Source organism: Bradyrhizobium sp. Ce-3, assembly GCF_022835695.1.
Lineage (GTDB): Bacteria > Pseudomonadota > Alphaproteobacteria > Rhizobiales > Xanthobacteraceae > Bradyrhizobium.
Map to the genome: position 1 here is coordinate 77,429 of NZ_BQUV01000008.1, position 20,210 is coordinate 97,638.

Consider the following 20,210-nt stretch of genomic DNA (forward strand, 5'->3'; position numbering starts at 1 on the left):
CTTTTCCGGATCATGCTCTAGGCGACCGCCTTGTACTCCGGCGCGGTCGCCAGGAATCGCGCATAGGCGTCCGCGTCCGGTGGCGTGAACTTTTCGACGAGCGGGTTGCGGCGCGACGCCTTGGTGCCGATGTCGGCCAACAGCTCGTCGAAATGCTTGAAGTGGTAGGGCGCGACGCACAGCCCGCCGTAGACGCCGGCCGCCGGACGCTCGACCCGCTTGAAGTTCAGCATCATCGCGATGTTGTCGTGCATCTCGGCCGCGCTCGGCTGCCGCGCGAGTTGGCCGTCGGCGTAGCGCACCAGCCAGTTCGCGGCGAGATCGGCGCACAGCACGGTGCAGAAGCTGGAATTGAAGCCGACAAAACCCATGTCGGGCAGATCTGGATTGGCGATCAGCCGGTAGAGCCGGTACTGCCCGTCGGGCTCGACCAGTTTCTTCTGATACTCCTCAGGGAGGAACGGCACACCGAGCTTGTAGCCGATCGCGAGCACCGCGACGTCGGCCGCGACACGCTGGCCGCCGCTCATCACGATGGTCTTGCCGTCATAATGGTCGAAGGTGCCCTGCACCGCCTTGATCCGGCCGTCGGCGACCATCGGATAGAAGCCGGGGGTCGCGATCGGCACCGAGCAATTGACGCCGTCCTCGATCCGCTCCTTCGGCACCATGCCGCACTGCTTGAGCTTGAGCTGCATCTTCAGCATGCTCTCGAGCCCGCGCCAGTTCGCCCAGACCAACGGCTTTGCCACGGCATGCGCGAGGCGCGCCATCGGGCCGATGCCCCAGCTTGCGAACATCTGCTCCTGGGCGCGGATGTAGAGGATGCGCTTGAAGTTGACGAGGCCGCCGACGAAGTACGGAATCCGCCACACCGGCTCGCGAAACACGATGGTGACCTCGCTGGCGCCGGAATTGACCGCGTTCACCGCGATGTCGGTCGCTGATTTCGAGCCACCGAGCACGACCACTTTGCGGCCCTTGGCGAGATCAGGATCGCTATATTGCGAAGAATGCAGGATATGGCCGCCCTGCGCCTTAAAGCCGTCCTCGCCTGGCAGCCGCAGCGAGTTCGGCTCATTGAATTGCCCAGTGCAGACGGCGACGAAGTCGAAATCCTCGTGGCCAGTGGCGCCATCGGTCGAGCGCAGCGCGAGCGTCCAGCCCGGCTTGCCGTCGGCGCGTCGCGTCATGCCCTCTACCCTGGTGTCGAACCGCATCGCGCCGTCGAGGCCGTGGCTGCGGGCGTAGTCGCGCAGATAGGCATGAACCTGCGGACCCTTCGGCCATTCCGGATAGGATTCCGGCATCGCCTTGTCGGTGTAGCGATAGAGCTCCTTCGGGCTCTGGGTCTGCACGTCGGGATAGGATCGCGCCGGCTCCCAGACCCCGCCGAGATCGCCGCTGCGCTCGATGATCGTCACCCTGTGGCCGCGACCGGCAAAGGCCTTGGCGGCGGCGAGCCCGGAAATGCCGGCGCCGATGACGCACACATGCTTCTGCTTGACCATGAAACGTCTCCGCGATGAATGAACAGGTCCATTTCCCAAGCGCACGCGTTCCCGTCATCGCCGGAGCCAGCTCCGGCGATTGCGTCGTGCGTACGCTGTCTGTTTGCTCGCCGCTCTAGTCGTTGGCTTCGGGCGGCAGGAAGTCCACCTCGTGCTCGGCGGAGATCCGCACCACTTCGACGGGATCCTGCAGATTGTGCAGCTTCTCGAACAGCGCCTCGAGCTTCTGCATCGGCGACACCCAGAACAGCGCCCGCGCCGGCTTGTCCGACTTGTTGAAATAGCCGTGCGGAATGCCGCGCGGCATGCGCACGAGGTCGCCGGCCTTGGCCTGCACCCAGACGCCGTCGAGCTTGAGGTCGAGCACGCCTTCCTGCACCAGGATGAACTCGTCCTGGGTCGGATGGATGTGCACCGGCACGAACTGGCCGGGATCGCTGTTGGTCTCGAACGCGAAGGTCGAGTCGGTGATCGCCTTCGGATAATAGACCTGGCCCAGAATATTCCAGGTCTTGCCGCCGTAGCCGGTGCCGGTTCGGGTAATGCCTTTCTCGAGCGTGCCCATGTCAGCCTCTCCAATGTGGGTGCGTATTACGGACACGGAGCCTGTCGCCGGCCGGTGAAGCTGTCTAGCCGATAAACGAATCCGCAGCCTGCACGATCATGCTGCAATGCGGGAGCGTCTTCTGCCCAAGGCGACCGCAGCCGCCTGCGCGCCGATCGGGCAGTTTGCGCGACGAAACAGCGTTCCCCTTTGCCGGCGAATGCACTAGGCTGCCCGATATTTTAGACCTCAAACAACTCCGGACGGCCAGCGTGACTGCTGTTGGCAACGAGGTTTCGGCAAGGACAAATCCTGCGCGGGCAAGGCTGAAGGAGTTCGCGCGCGTCGCAACCGCACGCGTCGATGACGCCGCCGAAGCGATCGGCCGCATCTTCTGTCCGCACGACCTGACACCGGTCGCTCATTCCGAGCGCGATTTCTCCGCGCAGCACAATTGCGCAGGCTTCGACGGCTTCTCGGTCAACTATGTCGCCTATGGCGGATCGGTCGCGATCAATCCCGGCTGCCTCGACCGCTTCTTCCTGCTGCAGATGCCGCTGTCCGGCTCGGCCGCGATCCGGACCGCCGCACGCGAGCTCACCACCGGGCCACGACACACCGCCTCGCTGCTGTCGCCGACCATTCCGACCGAAATGACCTGGCGCGACGACTGCGCCCAGCTCATCGTGCTGCTCGACCGCAAGCTGGTCGAGCATCGCGCCGCCGCGCTCGGCGGCGTGGCGGTGCGTCCGGTCGAGTTCGATCCGGCTGTCGCGCTAGGCGGACCGCGCGGCGAGATGCTCTCGGCCCGGATCGAGCACCTCGTGACGACAGCCGAACAGCTCGGGCCGCGCAAAACCTTGTCCGCGGTCGCGGCGGCCGACTGGCGCGAACAGTTTCTCAATGACCTGCTCAACGGGCAGCGGCACAGCCTGAGTGCGGCGATCGATGTCTTCAACGGCCGCACCGAGGCCCAACCGGCAGCACTGAAGCGCGTGCGCGCTTACCTCGAGACCCGCGCGACCGAGCCGCTGGATCTCGCCGAGCTGGCCGAGATCGCCGGCACCGGCATCCGCGCGCTGCAACTCGGTTTCCGCCGCCACTTCGGCACCACCGTCTCCGAGATGCTGCTCGATATCCGGCTCGCCCATCTCAACGCCCGTCTCAAGACGGCGCGGCCGGGCGAACGCATCGTCGATATTGCATTCGACCTCGGCTTCACCCATCTGAGCCGGATGGCGAGCGCCTACCGTGCCAAGTTCGGCGAGACCCCGAAGGCGACCCTGCAGCGGCTGAGCTGAGCGCCAGTTCCGACCGGCCCGGCCGCGCCCTGCCCATCCGGCCAGTATCGCCGTCGGCCGCATCATCCCAGATTGAGGGAAGCCAACGGAGTTTCCCATGACCGAACCGAACATCATCTCCTCGCTGTCGTCAGCCCTTGCGGAGACCATCGCGCGCGCCGCGCCCTCGGTCGTCTCCGTGCATTCGCATCGCGCCCGTGCCTCCGGCTTTGTCTGGAAGGCGGGCCTGATTGTCACCGCCGACGAGGCGCTCGCCGACGAGGGCGAGATCGAGATCCAGTTCGCCGACGGCAGCCGCAAGCCGGCGACCGTCGCCGGACGCGACCACACCACCGACATCGCCCTGCTGCGCGCCGATAGCGATATCGCGCCGGTCAAGCTGTCGGCCGACATCCCGCCGCTCGGATCGCTCGCGGTGATCGTCGCGGCCGACCGCGGCGCGGCGAGCGCACGGCTCGGCATGGTCGCGCTGTCGGGGCCGGCCTGGCGCAGCCTGCGCGGCGGCGAGATCGACGCGCGGATCGAGCTTGACGTCCGGTTGCGGCACAGCCAGCAGGGCGGGCTGGCGCTGACGGCCACCGGCGTGCCGTTCGGCATGGCCGTGCTCGGCCCGCGCCGCGTGCTGACGATTCCGGCCGCCACGATCGAGCGGATCGCAGCCCAGCTCGAAAAGAGCGGCCGCATCGCGCGCGGTTATCTCGGCGTCGGGCTGCAGCCGGTTCGGCTCGACGACGGTCTCGGCGCGATGGTGATGAATATCGACAAGGCTGGCCCCTCGGCCGCCGCCGGCATCCGCCAGGGCGACGTAATCATCGCCGTCAACGGCGAGAAGCTGTCGGGCGTGCGGGCGCTGTCGCGCGGCCTCGGGCCGCAGAGCGTCGGCAGCGTCGTCGAGCTGACGGTCCATCGCGGCGGCGAGCCGCTGAGCTTCAAGGTGACGGTCGGCGAAAGGCCCGAGACGTGAGCAGCGAGCCTGCCCCTGACATCGTCATTGCGCTCGAGATCGACGATCCCGTGCTCGCCGACCGGCTGGCGACCCTGCTGGGCAGCGTCGCCGGCTTGCGGCTTGCCGCGCCGGGCGAACGGGCGACGGCGGCGCTCGTGGCACGCAACCGCGAGGCCACGGCTGCCGGCGACTTCGAACTGACGCCGCGCGAACTCGACGTGCTGGCGCTGCTGGCCGAGGGCGCATCGAACAAGATGATCGCACAGCGGCTCGGGATTTCAGTCCACACCGCCAAGTTTCACGTCGGCTCCCTGCTCGACAAGCTCGACGCCACCGGCCGCACCGACGCCGTCGCGCATGCGGCGCGGCGCGGGGTGATCAATTTGTGAGGGGGCTGCTGTTATCGCGGACCTCATCTCGGTGTCATCGCCCGCAGGCACTGAACAACGATCTCAACTCAGTGATTGCGCAAATTCCGCCGTGCGAACCACGCTTAGACCAAATGCGTAAGTAGTCGACCGGATACAGACGCGTGATCGATCTGGCTATGCAAGCTTCAGCCAACAAGAAGAAACGGCATGAAGAAGCTGATCGATCGTCATCGGGACATTCAATACACGCTCACCAACATCGAACCCGACCTCTGGAGCTGGTCATTCGAAATCAACGGAAAGACGAAACAGGGCACCACGCGCGCGCGCCTCGGCCTGCTGGCGCAGCGCCGTGTCTGTACGCTGATCGATCGCGAATTGAAGAGCGCGGAACGCACGAAATCGCAAGACCCTGACTAGGGCGCGTCCATCGGTCAGCGCGCGGACATTTCGCCGACGGAGCCGTCGCGGCCGCCCACGCTCAAGACAATCGGATGACGCACGCCGAAACCTCGAGCCGTGGTCCTGCATATTGCCTGTCATCGGGCCCGCCCTCGCCGCACCCGACGCTCCAGGTGACCGGCCACGCGAACCGCTCGAGCCCGGTCGCCGATATCGCCGTGCATGACGTCCAGCTGACGTCTCCACGATACCGCCACAGCAGGCCGCCGGGTCCCATGTCCGGATAGAGCGCGATGTCGAGGTCGAAATCGCTGCCGGCACCGAGATCGGGACCGATCCAGTAATGCGGACTGCGCCCGCGCTCACGCCCGAGGATCAAGGTGAGCGTCTGGTTCGGCCCGCGCAGGCCGAGCCAGAGCGGTGCGATCATGCCCGGCGCCGGCGTGCAGAGCAGGGTTTGCGGTGCGGCCACACCCGCCGCAGTGCGGCCCGAGAGTTTCAGCGCGATGACGGTCGCGGGCGCAAGTGTCCCCGACAGCGGCGCAGAGCTGATCCCGCGCGGCAGCTTCGCCCACGCGGCCTGATCGAGCGGTGGCAGCGGCCATGCGAGCCGCTCGCGCACCGCGCCTTCGGTATCGAGCACCTGATAGCGAAGGCCGCGCTGATCGAGCGCCGCCTGCACGCAATGCAGATACTCGACGCCTTCGGGCATCCGGTGCGCGGTGCCCGCGCCCGCCGTGCAGATCTGCAGCACGCCGCGATGGACCTGAACGTCGAAGGCGAGGATATGGCTGCACAGGTAGGCGGTGACATCGGCGCGGACCAGGATATCCCAGAACCGCGCGCTATATTCGTGACCGATCTCGCGCTGATAGCTGCCGCTGTAGCCGTTGATCGGGTAAACCGGGTGATGGCCGAGCACGAGCTTGTGCCGGGCATCCTTGTGCTGGGCCAGCACCGCTTGCAACCAGTCGGTCTCGACATGCCCCTCGCCGCCGAGCCCGCTCCACAGCGTGTGCACGAACACCATCAACAGATCGTCGCGGCGGACCCAGTAGGACAGGCCCTCCTGACCGGGCGCACCGTTGCGCGGCAGCTTCAGCACCTCGCGAAACACCGCCTCGCTCATCGCGTCATAGGTGGTGTGGTTGCCGGTCGTGTGCCACAACGGCACCGCGCCGCGGTCGAGCCAGGCCATCTCCACCTCGAGCCAATGCCGCCACTGCGCGCGCAACGCGTCGGCATCGGCGGTGAGGCCAATGATCTCGTCGCCGGGGAACAGAATGAATTCGGGCGCCGGATGCAGCCGGCGCACCACCTGATTCACCGACGCGAAGGTGCGCTCGTGCAGCGCGCCTGCGACCCCCGAGCAGGCGTCGGCATAGATCACGAACTGGTGGCCCGAATTTCTCGGCAACAGAGACGGAATTGCATCATGCATGGTCGGACCACGTCCTCGCGAACCGCATCATAGAGGAAGGCAAGCCGATCGCTCAAGGCAGACATTCGCACGCGCGAGGTTGCGGCCGGCAGGCGCTTTTGAGATCGTGCGGCGCGCATTGCATGTGTCCTGTGACAAGGAGTTCCGGCATGGCCACCCTCAAGGACTTCAGCATCGGATTCCACAAGATCCCGCTCCCGGTCGTGCTGAGCGACAGCACGCATGGCGAGATCAAGGCATTCGAGCTCGTCACGATCCGGGTCCGCGATGCCGACGGCGCGGAAGGCACCGGCTACACCTACACGGTCGGCCGCAACGGCGGCGCCATCGCCGACATCCTCAGCCGCGAAATTTCCGAGATCGCGCGCGAGATGGAGGCCGACGACACCGAGCAGCTTTGGCACAGGGTGTGGTGGGCGTTGCATTATGGCGGCCGCGGCGGACCGGCGGTGCTCGCGCTGTCCGCACTCGACATCGCGCTGTGGGATCTGAAGGCGCGCCGCGTATCGCTGCCACTGTGGCGGCTGCTGGGCGGCTTCGACCGCCGCGTGCCCTGCTATGCCGGCGGCATCGATCTCGATCTGCCGCTGGATAGCTTGCTCAAGCAGACCGATGACAACCTCGCCAAGGGCTTTCGCGCCATCAAGATGAAGGTCGGGCGGCCGAGCCTCGCCTCCGACGTCGCGCGGGTGAAGGCGATGCGCGGCCATCTCGGCGACGAGTTTCCGCTGATGGCCGACGCCAACATGAAATGGACCGTCGAGGAAGCGATCCGCGCCGCGCGCGCCCTGCAACCGTTCGACCTGACCTGGCTCGAGGAGCCGACGATTCCGGACGATGTCGCGGGCCACGCCCGTATTCTAGAGGCCGGCGGCGTGCCGATCGCGGCCGGCGAGAACCTGCGCAGCCTGTGGGAGTTCAAGCCTTATATCGCCGGCGGGGCACTATCCTATGCCGAACCCGACGTCACCAATTGCGGCGGCGTCACCAGCTTCATGAAGATCGCGCGCCTCGCCGAGGCCTTCAACATCCCGGTGACCAGCCACGGCGCGCATGACATCACCGTGCATCTGCTGGCGGCGTGTCCGAACCGGTCGTACCTCGAAGCCCACGGCTTCGGCCTCGACCGCTACATCGCAAACCCACTGGTGCTGGAACAGGGCATGGCGATTGCGCCCGATCGGCCGGGGCACGGTATCAGCTTCGACTGGAAGGGCCTGGAGCGGCTCAGCGCCGCCTGATACGGAAATGTTTCTGCACACCGAGACGTGACTTTCGGAAAAGCTGGTCTGCCGACGCGCGCTAGGCGAGGCCGCCCCAAGCTGCTAGCGTTTCGTGCTTCAGATTGCCTTTTTGAGGATCGGAGCAAATGGACAACCGTAGTGATGTTTGGCGCGGCGTCGACGCGATCAAGCCGCGTTTCATCGAATTGAGCGACCGGGTCTGGGCGATGCCCGAGGTCTGTTACACCGAGGCGCGCTCATCCGCCGAACATCTGGCCGAGTTGCGCCACCAGGGTTTCCGCATCACCGAGAACCTCGCCGACATTCCGACCGCAGTAATGGGCGAATGGGGCGAAGGCGGCCCGGTGATCGCTTTCCTCGGCGAATACGACGCCCTGCCCGGCCTCAGCCAGGAAGCCGGCATCGCCGAACATCGCCCGGTCGAGAGCGGCGGCCACGGCCATGGCTGCGGCCACAATCTGCTCGGCTCGTCCGCGCTGCTCGCTGCCACCGCCGTGAAGGACTGGCTCGCCGCCAACAAGGTGCCGGGCCGGGTACGCTATTACGGCTGTCCCGCCGAGGAAGGCGGCGCGGCAAAGGCCTTCATGGTGCGCTGTGGCGCGTTCGAGGACGCCGACATTGCCATCACCTGGCATCCGCACAGCTTCTGGGAGGTGGCGGTGACGCCGTCGCTCGCCAACACCCGTGCCGATTTCATCTTCACCGGACGGACTTCGCATGCCGCGGCCTCGCCGCATCTCGGCCGCAGCGCGCTCGACGCGGTGGAATTGATGAATGTCGGCGTCAACTACATGCGCGAGCACATGCCGAGCGATGCCCGGGTGCATTACGCGCTGCTCGACACCGGCGGCATCGCGCCCAACGTGGTGCAGGCCCACGCCCGCGTCCGCTACTCGATCCGCGCCCGCGACCTGCCCGGCATGAACGAGCTGGTCGAGCGCGTGCACAAGATCGCGCAGGGCGCGGCGCTGATGACCGAGACCAAGGTGGAGATGAAGATCATCTCCGCGGTCTCCAACATCCTGCCCAACACGCCATTGGAGCAGACGCTGCACCGGATCATGGAAGATCTCGGGCCGCCGCATTTCGACGATGCCGACAAGGATTTCGCCGGCAAGATCCGCGCGACCCTGACCGACAAGGACATCGCCTCGGTCTACTACGCGATCGGCATGGATCCCACCGACCGGCCGCTCGCCGATTTCCTGGTGCCGATCGACGCCAAGCGCAATCTGCTGATCGGCTCGACCGATGTCGGCGACGTCAGCTGGGTGGTGCCGACCGTGCAGGTCCATGCCCCGACGGTTGCAATCGGCACGCCGTTCCACACCTGGCAGGTTGTGGCGCAGGGCAAGACGCCGGCCGCGCACAAGGCGATGGTGCAGGCCGCCAAGGCGATGGCGGGCCTCGGCGTCAAGGCGTTGATGGAGCCGGAGCTGATCGCGGCCGCCAAGGCCGACCTCAAGAAACGGACCACAAGAACGCCTTATGTCAGTCCGCTGCCGGCCGATGTTGCACCGCCGTTGGACATGTCGGTGGCCTGAGACGACACCTCCCCGTCAGCCGAACCCGCCCAGCGGAGCACGACCTAGCCAGAGCCCCGTTCCGATCGGAACGGGGCCCTGTTTTTGTTTGGCGCGTCTTCTTCACGCGAACCGGCATCCGCTCGGCTCGAAAACGCGAATGCGTGGCAAAAAAGCATCTCAGAACAAAGGATAACGAACAAATTTTCCGCAGTGCGAGGCGCGCGGTGGTGCGCTTTGGCGCCGATCTGCTGAACCGGTGTGCGGCCCGGAGCGGTTCTGCACAAGCGATAGCCAAAAGACCTAGGCACTGTGGCGCTGGAGGCGTTGACCTTCGCGGTCATTCGGTGTGCCATCCTGCCGCCAACACGGCGGCCGGTTCCACGGCCCGCCGCAATACCAATTGAGCCGGACCGAGGGGACAATGTTCGACAAAAATCTGCGCGGCATGATCGACGACGTGAAGGGCGGGCGGATGGATCGTCGCGCCTTCGTCAAGCGAATGATTGCCGTCGGCCTCACCGCGCCGATGGCCAACCAGATTCTGGCGATCGGCGGCGTCGCGATGGCGCAGAGCCCGAATCCCTACAAGCCGACCAAGCGCGGCGGCGGCGGCCCGCTGAAGCTGCTGTGGTGGCAGGGCCCGACCCTGCTCAACCCGCATTTCGCCACCGGCACCAAGGACCAGGACGGCTCGCGGCTGTTCTACGAGCCGCTGGCGAGCTGGGACGTCGACGGCCATCTCAATCCGATCCTCGCCGCAGAAATCCCCTCGATCCAGAACGGCGGCCTCTCCGCCGACGCCAAGACTGTGGTCTGGAAGCTCAAGCCCGGCGTCAAATGGCATGACGGCAAGCCGTTCAGCGCCGACGATGTCGTGTTCAACTGGGAATATGCCAGTGACCCCGCGACCGCCGCCGTCTCCAGCGGCACCTATTCCGGGATGACCGTGGAGAAGGTCGACGACCTCACGGTGCGCATCAAGTTCAAGGATCCGACGCCGTTCTGGGCCAACGCGTTCGTCGGCGCCTATGGCTGCATCATCCCGAAACATCTGTTCGCCGAGTACAAGGGCAGCAAGTCGCGCGAGGCGCCCAACAACCTCAAGCCGGTCGGCACCAGCCCCTACAAATTCGTCGAGTTCAAGCCGGGCGACCTGATCCGCGGCGAGATCAATCAAGACTACCACATGCCGAACCGGCCCTATTTCGACACGATCGAGATGAAGGGCGGCGGCGATGCCGTGTCGGCGGCGCGCGCCGTGATCCAGACCGGCGAGTATGATTTCGCCTGGAACATCCAGGTCGAAGACGAGGTGCTGCTGCGGCTGGAAAAGGGCGGCAAGGGCAAGACGCTGTACGCCGTCGGCGGCGACATCGAATTCATCGCCATCAACTTCACCGATCCGAACACCGAGGTCGACGGCGAGCGTTCGTCGATGAAGACCAAGCATCCGATCCTGTCGGATCCGGCGGTGCGTAAGGCGCTGGCGCTGCTGGTCGACCGCGAGTCCGTCAAGAAGGCGATCTACGGCCGCGCCGGCCGCACCACCGCCAACTATCTCAACGGCCCCGAGGAGTTCGTCTCCAAGAACACCAAATGGGAGTTCTCGGTCGAGAAGGCGAGCGCGCTGCTTGAGCAGGCCGGCTGGAAGCCGGGCTCCGACGGCATCCGCGAGAAGGACGGCAAGAAGCTGAAGCTCTTGTACCAGACCTCGATCAACGGGCCGCGCCAGAAGACCCAGGCGATCGTCAAGCAGGCCTGCCAGAAGGCCGGCATCGACGTCGAGCTGAAATCGGTGGTGGCCTCGGTGTTCTTCTCCTCCGACGTCGCCAACCCCGACACCTATTCCAAGTTCTACGCCGACATCGAGATGTTCCAGATCCCGATGACGCAGCCCGATCCGGCCCTGCACATGCGCCGCTACCTTTCGCGCAATGTCGCCACCAAGGAGAACAAGTGGCAGGGGCAGAACTTCCCGCGTTGGGTCAACAAGGACTTCGACGCCGCGATCGACGCCGCCGACACCGAGACCGATCCGATCAAGCGCGCCGACCTCTACATCAAGTGCAACGATCTGATGTGGCAGGACACGGTGGTGATCCCCGTGATGCATCGCCTCGCGGTGGAAGCCTGCTCCAACACGGTGCGGCCCGCGCTGTCCGGCTGGGCCAACCAAACCGACAACCTGCAAGACTGGTATCGTGAAACTTGAGACGTGACCGGCTCGGGAATTGCTCCTCCCTCTCCCTGTTCTTACGGGGTCGAGATGAGCGAAGCTCACTCTTTGAGGATCGCAGTGAGGGGCTTGACCGGAAGCGCCGTGAGAGATGAGTTCTTGGAGAGTCCCCCTCACCCGGAATTCAAGCCGTGCTTGAATTCCGACCTCTCCCCGATGCGGGGCGAGGTCAAGCTCGCCTTTCGACTGGAAGCAAAATCAACGTGCTCAAGGTGCGAGCGTTAGCTAGATGATCTCTTCATGAGTCAATATATCCTGCGCCGTCTAATGATCGCGATCCCGAGCCTGCTCGGCATCTCGCTCGTGCTGTTCGTCGTGCTGGCGCTCGCGCCGGGCGATCCGTTCAGCGAGCTCGCGACCAATCCGAATGTGCCGCCCGAAGTGCAGGCCGCGCTGCGTGCCAAGTTCGGCCTCGACGACCCGATCTATCTCCGCTACTTGCACTGGCTCGCGGCGATGGCGCAGGGCGACTGGGGCTTCTCCTTCGTCAGCCGCGTCGATGTCGACACGTTGATCCTGCAGCGGCTGCCAACCACGCTCTACGTGGTCGGTTCGTCGCAGCTGCTGGCGCTGCTGATCGCTATCCCGGTCGGCGTCTTTGCCGCCACCCGGCCCTATTCGATCTTCGACCAGCTCGCCAACACTTTCGCCTTCATCGGCTTCTCGCTGCCGACCTTCTTCACCGGCATCCTGTTCATCCTGATCTTCTCGGTAAAGCTCGACTGGCTGCCGTTCGTCTACACCGAGGTGCCGGGCAGCGGGATCAAGTGGGCGCTCGAAATGATCCGGCAGGCCATCATGCCGGTGATGGTGCTCGGCCTGTTCCAGGCGGCGTCGATGACCCGCTTCGTGCGCTCCGCGATGCTCGACGTGATCCGGCTCGACTATGTCACCACCGCCCGCGCCAAGGGGCTCGGCCAGGCCAAGGTGATCGTCAAGCACGTGATGCGCAATGCGATGATCCCGGTCGTCACGCTGATCGCGCTGCAAATCCCCGCCGTGTTCGGCGGCGCCATCGTCACCGAGCAGATCTTCCGGATTCCTGGCATCGGCTCGCTCCTGATTTCCTCCATCCTCGCCAACGATACGCCGGTCGTGATGGCCGTGACCTTCGTGTTCGCGTGTCTCGTGGTGCTGTTCAACCTGATCGCAGATGTCCTCTATGGCTGGCTTGACCCTCGCATCTCCTTCCGCTGAGCGGCGCGGCTATTCGCCCCTGCGTGAAACCTGGCGGCGCTACCGCCGGCACAAGCCGGCCGTGGTCAGTGCCGTGCTGCTGCTGTTGTTGATCGCGGCCGTGGTGATCGGCCCGTTCGTCTGGCGCGTCTCGATCAGCGATATCGACGTGCTGGCGGGCATGCAGGGACCGTCGCTGGCGCATCCGTTCGGCACCGACGATCTCGGCCAGGACCTGCTCGCCCGCATGATCTATGGCGGACGCATCTCGCTTGCGGTTGGCCTTGCCGCGATGCTGGTGTCGGTGTTCGTCGGCACGCTGATCGGCGCGCTCGCCGGCATGTCGCGCGGTCCGCTCGGCTATGCGCTGATGTGGCTGACCGACCTGTTCCTGTCGCTGCCGCAACTGCCGCTGCTGCTGATGCTGATCTACCTATTCCGCGACGGGCTGAAAGCCGTGTTCGGCCCCGAAGGCGGCATCTTCATCCTGATCGTGCTTGTGATCGGTGGCCTGCGCTGGATGCCGGTCGCCCGCCTGGTGCGTGCCCAGTTCCTCTCGCTGCGCGAGAAGGAATTCGTCGAGGCGGCGCGCGCGCTCGGCGCAAGCCCGGTACGCCAGGTGGTGCGCCACATCCTGCCCAACGCGCTGGGACCGGTGATCATCGCCGGCACGATCGACGTTGCCGCCGCGATCATCGCGGAATCGACACTCTCGTTCCTCGGCCTCGGCTTCCCGCCGGATACGCCGACCTGGGGCCGCATCCTCTATGACGCCAAGGACTTCCTCGACATCGGCCCGCATTGGGCGCTGTTTCCGGGCGGCGCGATCTTCATCGCGGTCGTTGCCATCAACTTCATCGGCGACGGGCTGCGCGACGCGCTCGACGCCCGCAAGGTGATCTGATGGCGCTGCTCGACATCAAGGGCCTGAAAACCCATTTCAGCACCGACGACGGCATCCTGCAGGCGGTCGACGGCGTCGACATCAGCATCAACCGCGGCGAGACGCTGTGCGTGGTCGGTGAATCCGGCTGCGGCAAGACCGTCACCGCGATGTCGATCTTGAAGCTGATCGCGATGCCGCCGGGCAAGATCGTCGCGGGCGAAATCATGTTCGAGGGCCGCGATCTGGTGCCGCTGTCGAGCCACGAGCTCGACGACATCAGGGCCAAGGAGATCGGCTTCATCTTCCAGGAACCGATGACCTCGCTCAATCCGGTGCTGACCATCGGCGAGCAGATCGCCGAAAGCCTGCGCCGCCACGAGGCTGTCACCAAGAAGCAGGCGCTGGAACGCACCATCGAGATGCTGAAGCTGGTGCAGATCCCCAATGCCGCGGGCCGCGTGCATCACTATCCGCACCAGTTCTCCGGCGGCATGCGCCAGCGCGTCATGATCGCGATGGCGCTGGCCTGCCGCCCCAAGCTCGTCATCGCGGACGAGCCGACCACCGCGCTCGACGTCACCATCCAGGCGCAGATCCTCGACCTCTTGCAGGACATGAAGGAACGCTTCGGCATGGCGGTGATGCTGATCACCCATGCGATGGGCGTGGTCGCGGAGACCGCGCAGCGCGTCGTCGTGATGTATGCCGGCAAGGTGGTGGAAGAGGCGCCGGTCGACGAGCTGTTCGGCAATCCCCGCCATCCCTACACCCAGGGCCTGATCCGTTCCATCCCGCGCATCGATCTCGACGCCGAGCACAAGACCCGGCTCGAGGCGATCGGCGGCTCGGTGCCGATCCTGATCAATCCAAAGCCCGGCTGCCGCTTTGCGCCGCGCTGCAAGCACGCCATGAGCATCTGCGCCGAAAAGGAGCCGCTTCTGCGCGAGATCGCGCCCGGCCATCGCATGGCTTGCCACCTCGGGGACGCGTCATGAGCGAGCCGCTGCTGCGCATCAGCAATCTGAAGAAGCACTTTCCGGTGCTCGGCGGCCTGCTGTCGCGCGAGGTCGGGCAGGTCTATGCGGTCGACGGCGTGTCGTTCACGGTCGACCGCGGCGAGACGCTGGGGCTGGTCGGCGAATCCGGCTGCGGCAAGTCCACCACAGGCCGTTGCGTGCTGCGGCTGATCGAGCCGACCTCGGGCGAGGTCGTGTTCGACGGCCAGAGCGTCACGGGCCTGGACGGCGGCGATTTGCGCGCCATGCGGCGCAACATGCAGCTGGTGTTCCAGGACCCGTTCGCCTCGCTCAATCCGCGCATGACGGTCGGCGCCATCCTCGGCGAGCCCTTCATCATCCATAACCTCGTGAGCTCGGCCAGCGAGCGCGAGGACCGCGTCGCCAATCTCCTGGTCAAGGTCGGGCTGAAGGCCGAGCACATGCGGCGCTACCCGCATGAATTCTCCGGCGGCCAGCGCCAGCGCATCGCGATCGCCCGCGCGCTGACGCTAGAGCCGAAGCTGATCGTATGCGACGAGCCGGTCTCGGCGCTCGACGTCTCGATCCAGGCCCAGGTCATCAACCTGCTGGAGGACCTGCAGGCCGAGTTGAACCTGACCTATCTGTTCGTGGCCCACGATCTCTCTGTGGTCGAGCACATCTCCGATCGCGTCGCGGTGATGTATCTCGGCCGCATCGTCGAGCTCGCCAAGGCCAGCGATCTCTATCGCAACCCGCAACATCCCTACACCAAAGCGCTGCTCTCGGCGGTGCCGGTCGCCGACCCCAAGGCGAAGCGCGACCGCATCCGCCTGAAGGGCGACGTGCCGAGCCCGATGAATCCGCCGAAAGGCTGCCACTTCCACACCCGCTGCCCGATCGCCGAAGAGCGCTGCCGGCAAACCGCGCCGCAGTTGCGCGAAGGCAGCAACGGGCATTCTGTAGCGTGTCATCTGGCGTAGCGAGGCCCAGCGACGATCAAGTTGCTGCCGCGCCACCACTCTCTGACCGTCACCCTGAGGAGCCGCGAAGCGGCGTCTCGAAGGGTCGACGGCCACCGGCCGAGCCGTGCATCCTTCGAGACGCGCTGCGCGCTCCTCAAGATGACGGGGAGAGGGCATTGCTCGGAAGACTAGCGCTTCCGCTTCTTCGCGGCTTTCATCCTGTTCCTCGGCTTGGCCTTGGTGTTTGCCTTCGGCCGTGAGACGGGGGCATCAGCCACTGCCTCCAACTCGCTCGCCTCCGCCCGCAGCACCTCGAGCAGCCAATCACGAAACGCGCGCATGCCTGGCGTCACCTCGCGCGACTTCAGCCAGGTCAGCCAGTACGACCCGGCCGGCACCTCGGCTGCGAACGGCCGCTTGAGCCGGCCAGAGGCCAGCTCGTTGTTGAACATCGCGATCGGCACCAGCCCGACGCCGACGCCGCGCGCCGCGGCCTCGGCCATCGCCACCGAACTGTCGAAGATCGGTCCCTGGATTTTCGGGCACGGCGCGCCGGCCACCGCGAACCACAGCGGCCATTCCTCGGCGCGGTAGGAGCGCAGCAAGAACTCTTGCGCGAGATCGGACGGCTTGCGTAGCCGCCCCGCCACATCGGCGCAGCACACCGGCGAGAGCGGCGCGGACAGCAGGTGGATCGCCTCGGTGCCGTGCCAGGAGCCGTCGCCGAAGCGCAGTGCAAGATCGAGCCCGTCGCCTGCGATGTCGACGCGGTTGTTATTGGTGAGCAGTCGCAGGTCGATATAGGGATGCGCGCGCTTGAAGCGGTCGACCCGTTGCAGCAGCCATCCGGTCGCGAACGTCGTGACGCAGCCGACGGTGACCACCTCGCGCGTGCCCTTGGCCTCGATGCGGTCGATCGCAGCCCCGATCCGGTCGAGCGCATCTGATAGCACCGGCAGCAGCGCCAGCCCCTCGTCGGTGAGCACCAGCCCGCGCGGCAGGCGGCGGAACAGGCTGGCACCGAGCGTATCCTCGAGCTGCTTGACCTGGTGGCTGATGGCGGTCTGCGTCACGCGCAGCTCCATTCCCGCGCGGGTGAAGCTCAACAGCCGCGCGGAGGCCTCGAAGGCACGCAGCGCGTTCAGCGGGAGGTGCCGGCGCACGGCGTCATGACCAAGTTTTCCTCATGCCTCGTTGTATAAATGATTGTTTGTGCTCCGTCACGCCGCCCGGCAGGTTCGCGCCGCCAACGGAGACGAGAGATGCTGACGAGACGGACATTGGGATTGCGCGCGCTGGGCCTTGCGGTTTCCTGCACTTTGCCGCGGCCAGGCACCGCGGCAGGACAGAGCGCGGCGGCGGGACAAAGCGGGCCGGCAAAGCGGCTGCAGGAGGAGTTTGCACGCATTGAGCTCGCCACCAGCGGCCGGCTCGGCGTCGCCGCGCTCGACATGGAGACAGGATTGCGCGCGAGCCAGCGCGGTGACGAGCGGTTCCCGATGTGCAGCACCTTCAAGGCGCTGGCGTCGGCCGCCGTGCTGCACCGGGTCGACCGCGGCGAATCCAGCCTCGACCAGCGGGTGCAGGTTGAGGCCAAGGATATCTTGGCCTACGCGCCCGTAGCCAAGCAGCACGTCGGATCGAGCATGACGCTGTCCGAGCTCTGCGAGGCCGCCATCACCCTCAGCGACAATACCGCCGCTAACCTGCTGCTGCGCGAGATCGGCGGGCCTGCCGGCTTCACCAGCTTCTTCCGCAGCATCGGCGACAATGTCAGCCGGCTCGATCGCTGGGAGGTGGAGTTGAACGAAGGCGTGCCGGGCGATCCGCGCGACACCACGAGCCCGGTCGCGATGCTGAAGGATCTGCAGCGCGTGGCGATCGGCGATGCGCTGTCAGCCGCCTCGCGCCAGAAGCTGGTGGACTGGATGGTCGCCAACAAGACCGGCGATGCAAGGCTGCGCGCCGGCGTGCCGCGCGACTGGCGGGTTGGCGACAAGACCGGCACCGGCGATCGCGGCACCTATAACGATATCGGGGTGTTCTGGCCGCCCGGCCGCAAGCCGATCGTGGTGACGGTCTACCTGACCGGGGCAAGTGCTCCGATGGAGAAGTGCAACGAGGTGATCGCCAATGTCGCGCGCGCCGTTGTCAATGCGAGCACCGGGCAGAGCGGCTAGCGCGGTGGGATAACGCTGCGCGGCTTGGCAGCAACCAAGGATCATGCGACGCTCGATCCGAACGGCACTGCGCTCGGCAGGCCATCCGGAGGACACGTCTTGTATCGCCGCATCGCCCTCGCCGCGCTGCTTGTTGCAGGCCACGTTCACGGCAGCCTTGCTGCGGCCGACCCGGCACGCTGCCGCGAGCTGATCCGCAAATACGAAACCGACAAGGCCCAGCTCAGTGCAATCGAGATCTCGCTGACCTTGTTCGCGGCGGCCAACGCCGATTGCATCAATCTCGCCACCCAGCTGCTCGATGGCGGCGCCTCGGTCGATGCGCGGGACCGGCTCGGCGCAAGGCCGCTGAGCCACGCCGCCCGCTCCGGCCATCTCGACATGGTCGAGCTGCTGCTGGCCCGCGGTGCGCCGGTCGATGCTCGCAACCTCGCGGGATCGAGTGCGCTGTATCTTGCCGCCGAGCGTGGCCATGCCGCGATCGTGCAGCGCCTGATCGACCGCGGCGCCGACGTCAACCTCACCGGACGCAGCGGCGCTTCGGCGGTCGCGGCCGCCGCCTATGCCGGCCGGGACATGGTGGTGCGCATGCTGCTCGCGCACGGCGCCGACGGCCGCAAGGCTGACGACACCGGCAAGCCGCCGGTCGTGTATGCGGCAGCAGGCGGCCAACTCGGCATCCTCAAACAGCTGCTTGCGCTCGGTATCGACATCAACGCGCGCTACGCCAACGATCTGACGCTCCTGATGTGGGCGGCCGGACCGGATGAGACCGTGCCGGAGGCACAGGCGCTCGAGGTCGTCGCATATCTCCTGGACGCGGGCGCCAGGGTCGACGACCGCGACGCGCGCGGACGCACGGCGCTGATGATCGCCGCCGAGGGCAACCATCCGGCGATTGCGAAAGCGCTGCTGGCCCACGGCGCCGATGCGGCGCTGGCCGACAAGGCCGGCAAGCACGCCGCCGATCTCACCATCCTGTCGGCGCTGCGCGAGGAGCTGACGCCGCGCTGAGGCACGCGATGGACTCATGAGTTGCGGAAGGTCCGCAGGTCGGCTAAATTCTCCTTTGCGAAGAGTCTGTGTGCTCATTCGTCCTATCGCGCGACTGGCGAGCTAACGTGGAATCGACCACGGGGAAGCGCGAAGGATATAGACGCCGATCGCCTGGGCAACCAATCTGCTGGAAAAACAGCGTGTTGAGGAGCCCGATCATGCCGTCGTTTCGCAACGAACTGTCCATCAACGATCAAGAAATCGCCGCTGCCCTTGCGGGGGAAGAGCGCCGTCAACAGGACGGCGTCGAACTGATTCCGTCCGAGAATTACACCTATCCGGAGGTGCTTGAACTGCTCGGATCGGTCTTCACCAATAAATACTCCGAGGGATATCCGGGACGCAGATACTACGGCGGCCAGCAGTATACGGACGACGTCGAGAACCTCGCACGCCAGCGGGCCTGCTCGCTTTTTCGTGCCGAGCACGCCAACGTTCAGCCGCTTTCCGGATCACCAATGAATCAGGCCGTCTATCTCGGCCTATTGCAGCCCGGCGACACTATTCTCGCCATGGATCTGTCGCACGGCGGTCACCTCACCCACGGCGCGCCGGTGTCCCACATGGGGCGTTTGTTCAACTTTATTCGCTACAAGACGGCACCGTCAAACGGCGCGATAGACTTCGATGAATTGCGCGCGATTGCGCGTGAGGCGCGCCCGAAGATGGTGCTGTGCGGCTATAGCTCCTATCCGCGCGACCTGGACTATGCAGCGTTCAAGGCTATCGCCGACGAAGTTGGCGCGCTCACAATAGCTGACGTGAGCCACTATGGCGGATTGGTTGCCGCGAATGTCATGCGCAATCCGCTTGATGCCGGCTTCGACATCATGACGACGACATCCCACAAGACACTGCGCGGGCCCCGCGGCGGGATCATCCTGTGCCGGAAGGAAAATGCCGGTCGGATCGATGCTTCCGTCTTTCCCGGATTGCAAGGCGGACCTCACATGAACGTCGTGGCCGGGACTGCCGTAACGCTCAAGATGGCGGCGACCTCGGATTTCCAGGTTTACGCGCGACAGGTTCTGCGCAACGCGAAGGTTCTTGCCGACGCGCTGATGGAATGCGGGATGAAGCTGGTCACGAACGGGACGGACAATCACATGATGGTCGTCGATACGGCAGCGTCCGTCGGACTGGACGGGCGAGCAGCCGAGGACGTGCTCGATGCGATCGCCATCACCACAAACAAGCAAGTTATTCCAGACGATCCCCGTCCGCCGCTCAGGCCAAGCGGTATTCGCCTTGGGACACCGGCAGCGACCACGCGTGGCATGGGAGCTTCCGAAATGCGCCGTATCGGCGCGTTCATTGCGGGGGCTCTGCAGGCGAACGGAGACGATACGGTCCTCGCGCGCCTCCGGTCGGAGTGCATCGAGATGTGCCGAGCCTTTCCTGTTCCAGGCGTGGTGTCCGGATCTCGACCGAGCTAACCGGCTGTGGTC

18 protein-coding genes and 1 riboswitch are annotated in these 20,210 nt (G+C 65.7%); of the genes, 14 read left to right on the forward strand and 4 right to left on the reverse strand.

What is annotated here, in order from left to right; genetic code table 11:
• Positions 1 to 17 precede the first annotated feature (17 nt).
• Together BRSPCE3_RS25885 and BRSPCE3_RS25890 are read right to left on the reverse strand one after the other, a co-directional pair.
• Positions 18 to 1,511 (reverse strand): NAD(P)/FAD-dependent oxidoreductase, encoded by a 1,494-nt coding sequence (locus BRSPCE3_RS25885; RefSeq protein WP_244069122.1) that lies wholly within the window; start codon positions 1,509 to 1,511, stop codon positions 18 to 20.
• A 115-nt stretch (positions 1,512 to 1,626) separates the two neighbouring features.
• Entirely contained in the window at positions 1,627 to 2,076 is a 450-nt protein-coding gene (locus tag BRSPCE3_RS25890; protein WP_016842394.1) for a cupin domain-containing protein, read from the reverse strand.
• Positions 2,077 to 2,327: 251 nt separating this feature from the next.
• On the opposite strand from BRSPCE3_RS25890, the gene BRSPCE3_RS25895 reads away from it, so the two are divergent.
• The 4 genes from BRSPCE3_RS25895 to BRSPCE3_RS25910 all read left to right on the forward strand — a co-directional run bounded on the left by BRSPCE3_RS25895 (position 2,328) and on the right by BRSPCE3_RS25910 (position 5,093).
• Positions 2,328 to 3,356: an AraC family transcriptional regulator gene (locus BRSPCE3_RS25895; protein WP_244069123.1), complete on the forward strand. Its 1,029-nt coding sequence runs from the start codon at positions 2,328 to 2,330 to the stop codon at positions 3,354 to 3,356.
• 97 nt (positions 3,357 to 3,453) lie between these two features.
• Positions 3,454 to 4,320, forward strand: a complete 867-nt coding sequence (locus BRSPCE3_RS25900; protein ID WP_244069124.1) for a S1C family serine protease — start codon at positions 3,454 to 3,456, stop codon at positions 4,318 to 4,320.
• Positions 4,317 to 4,691, forward strand: a complete 375-nt coding sequence (locus BRSPCE3_RS25905) for a response regulator transcription factor (protein WP_244069125.1) — start codon at positions 4,317 to 4,319, stop codon at positions 4,689 to 4,691. The genes BRSPCE3_RS25900 and BRSPCE3_RS25905 overlap by 4 nt, the downstream gene beginning before the upstream one ends.
• Before the next feature lie 189 nt (positions 4,692 to 4,880).
• Entirely contained in the window at positions 4,881 to 5,093 is a 213-nt protein-coding gene (locus tag BRSPCE3_RS25910; protein ID WP_244069126.1) for a hypothetical protein, read from the forward strand.
• A gap of 61 nt (positions 5,094 to 5,154) precedes the next feature.
• Here the strand turns inward: BRSPCE3_RS25910 and BRSPCE3_RS25915 are convergent, their stop codons facing one another.
• Positions 5,155 to 6,516 (reverse strand): metallophosphoesterase, encoded by a 1,362-nt coding sequence (locus BRSPCE3_RS25915; RefSeq protein WP_244069127.1) that lies wholly within the window; start codon positions 6,514 to 6,516, stop codon positions 5,155 to 5,157.
• Positions 6,517 to 6,665: 149 nt separating this feature from the next.
• On the opposite strand from BRSPCE3_RS25915, the gene BRSPCE3_RS25920 reads away from it, so the two are divergent.
• The 7 genes from BRSPCE3_RS25920 (at position 6,666) to BRSPCE3_RS25950 (ending at position 15,544) form a co-directional block, all read left to right on the forward strand.
• Positions 6,666 to 7,757, forward strand: coding sequence for a mandelate racemase/muconate lactonizing enzyme family protein (locus BRSPCE3_RS25920; RefSeq protein ID WP_244069128.1), 1,092 nt, complete (start codon positions 6,666 to 6,668; stop codon positions 7,755 to 7,757).
• Between the two features lie 128 nt (positions 7,758 to 7,885).
• Positions 7,886 to 9,304 (forward strand): M20 family metallopeptidase, encoded by a 1,419-nt coding sequence (locus BRSPCE3_RS25925; protein WP_244069129.1) that lies wholly within the window; start codon positions 7,886 to 7,888, stop codon positions 9,302 to 9,304.
• Between the two features lie 403 nt (positions 9,305 to 9,707).
• The gene (locus tag BRSPCE3_RS25930; protein ID WP_244069130.1) at positions 9,708 to 11,498 is read left to right on the forward strand and encodes a peptide ABC transporter substrate-binding protein; all 1,791 of its coding nucleotides are present in this window, start codon (positions 9,708 to 9,710) and stop codon (positions 11,496 to 11,498) included.
• Positions 11,499 to 11,762: 264 nt separating this feature from the next.
• Positions 11,763 to 12,719 carry an ABC transporter permease gene (locus BRSPCE3_RS25935; protein ID WP_244069131.1) on the forward strand — a complete coding sequence of 319 codons (957 nt, stop codon included), beginning with the start codon at positions 11,763 to 11,765 and terminating at the stop codon, positions 12,717 to 12,719.
• The gene (locus tag BRSPCE3_RS25940; RefSeq protein WP_244069132.1) at positions 12,685 to 13,602 is read left to right on the forward strand and encodes an ABC transporter permease; all 918 of its coding nucleotides are present in this window, start codon (positions 12,685 to 12,687) and stop codon (positions 13,600 to 13,602) included. The genes BRSPCE3_RS25935 and BRSPCE3_RS25940 overlap by 35 nt, the downstream gene beginning before the upstream one ends.
• Positions 13,599 to 14,579 (forward strand): ABC transporter ATP-binding protein, encoded by a 981-nt coding sequence (locus BRSPCE3_RS25945; protein WP_244069485.1) that lies wholly within the window; start codon positions 13,599 to 13,601, stop codon positions 14,577 to 14,579. The genes BRSPCE3_RS25940 and BRSPCE3_RS25945 overlap by 4 nt, the downstream gene beginning before the upstream one ends.
• Positions 14,576 to 15,544, forward strand: a complete 969-nt coding sequence (locus BRSPCE3_RS25950) for an ABC transporter ATP-binding protein (RefSeq protein WP_244069133.1) — start codon at positions 14,576 to 14,578, stop codon at positions 15,542 to 15,544. Before BRSPCE3_RS25945 ends, BRSPCE3_RS25950 begins: the two co-directional genes overlap by 4 nt.
• Positions 15,545 to 15,714: 170 nt before the next feature.
• Here the strand turns inward: BRSPCE3_RS25950 and BRSPCE3_RS25955 are convergent, their stop codons facing one another.
• Complete coding sequence (locus tag BRSPCE3_RS25955) at positions 15,715 to 16,689, reverse strand: LysR family transcriptional regulator (RefSeq protein ID WP_244069134.1); 975 nt, start codon at positions 16,687 to 16,689, stop codon at positions 15,715 to 15,717.
• A gap of 99 nt (positions 16,690 to 16,788) precedes the next feature.
• On the opposite strand from BRSPCE3_RS25955, the gene bla reads away from it, so the two are divergent.
• The 3 genes from bla (at position 16,789) to glyA (ending at position 20,198) form a co-directional block, all read left to right on the forward strand.
• A complete protein-coding gene (gene bla, locus BRSPCE3_RS25960) occupies positions 16,789 to 17,706 on the forward strand; it encodes a class A beta-lactamase (RefSeq protein WP_244069135.1) in 918 nt (305 codons plus the stop codon).
• Between the two features lie 24 nt (positions 17,707 to 17,730).
• A complete protein-coding gene (locus BRSPCE3_RS25965) occupies positions 17,731 to 18,720 on the forward strand; it encodes an ankyrin repeat domain-containing protein (protein ID WP_244069136.1) in 990 nt (329 codons plus the stop codon).
• An 80-nt stretch (positions 18,721 to 18,800) separates the two neighbouring features.
• Positions 18,801 to 18,886: riboswitch (ZMP/ZTP riboswitch) on the forward strand.
• A 34-nt stretch (positions 18,887 to 18,920) separates the two neighbouring features.
• On the forward strand, positions 18,921 to 20,198 hold the full coding sequence (gene glyA, locus BRSPCE3_RS25970; RefSeq protein ID WP_244069137.1) for a serine hydroxymethyltransferase: 1,278 nt from the start codon (positions 18,921 to 18,923) through the stop codon (positions 20,196 to 20,198).
• Positions 20,199 to 20,210: the final 12 nt, after the last annotated feature.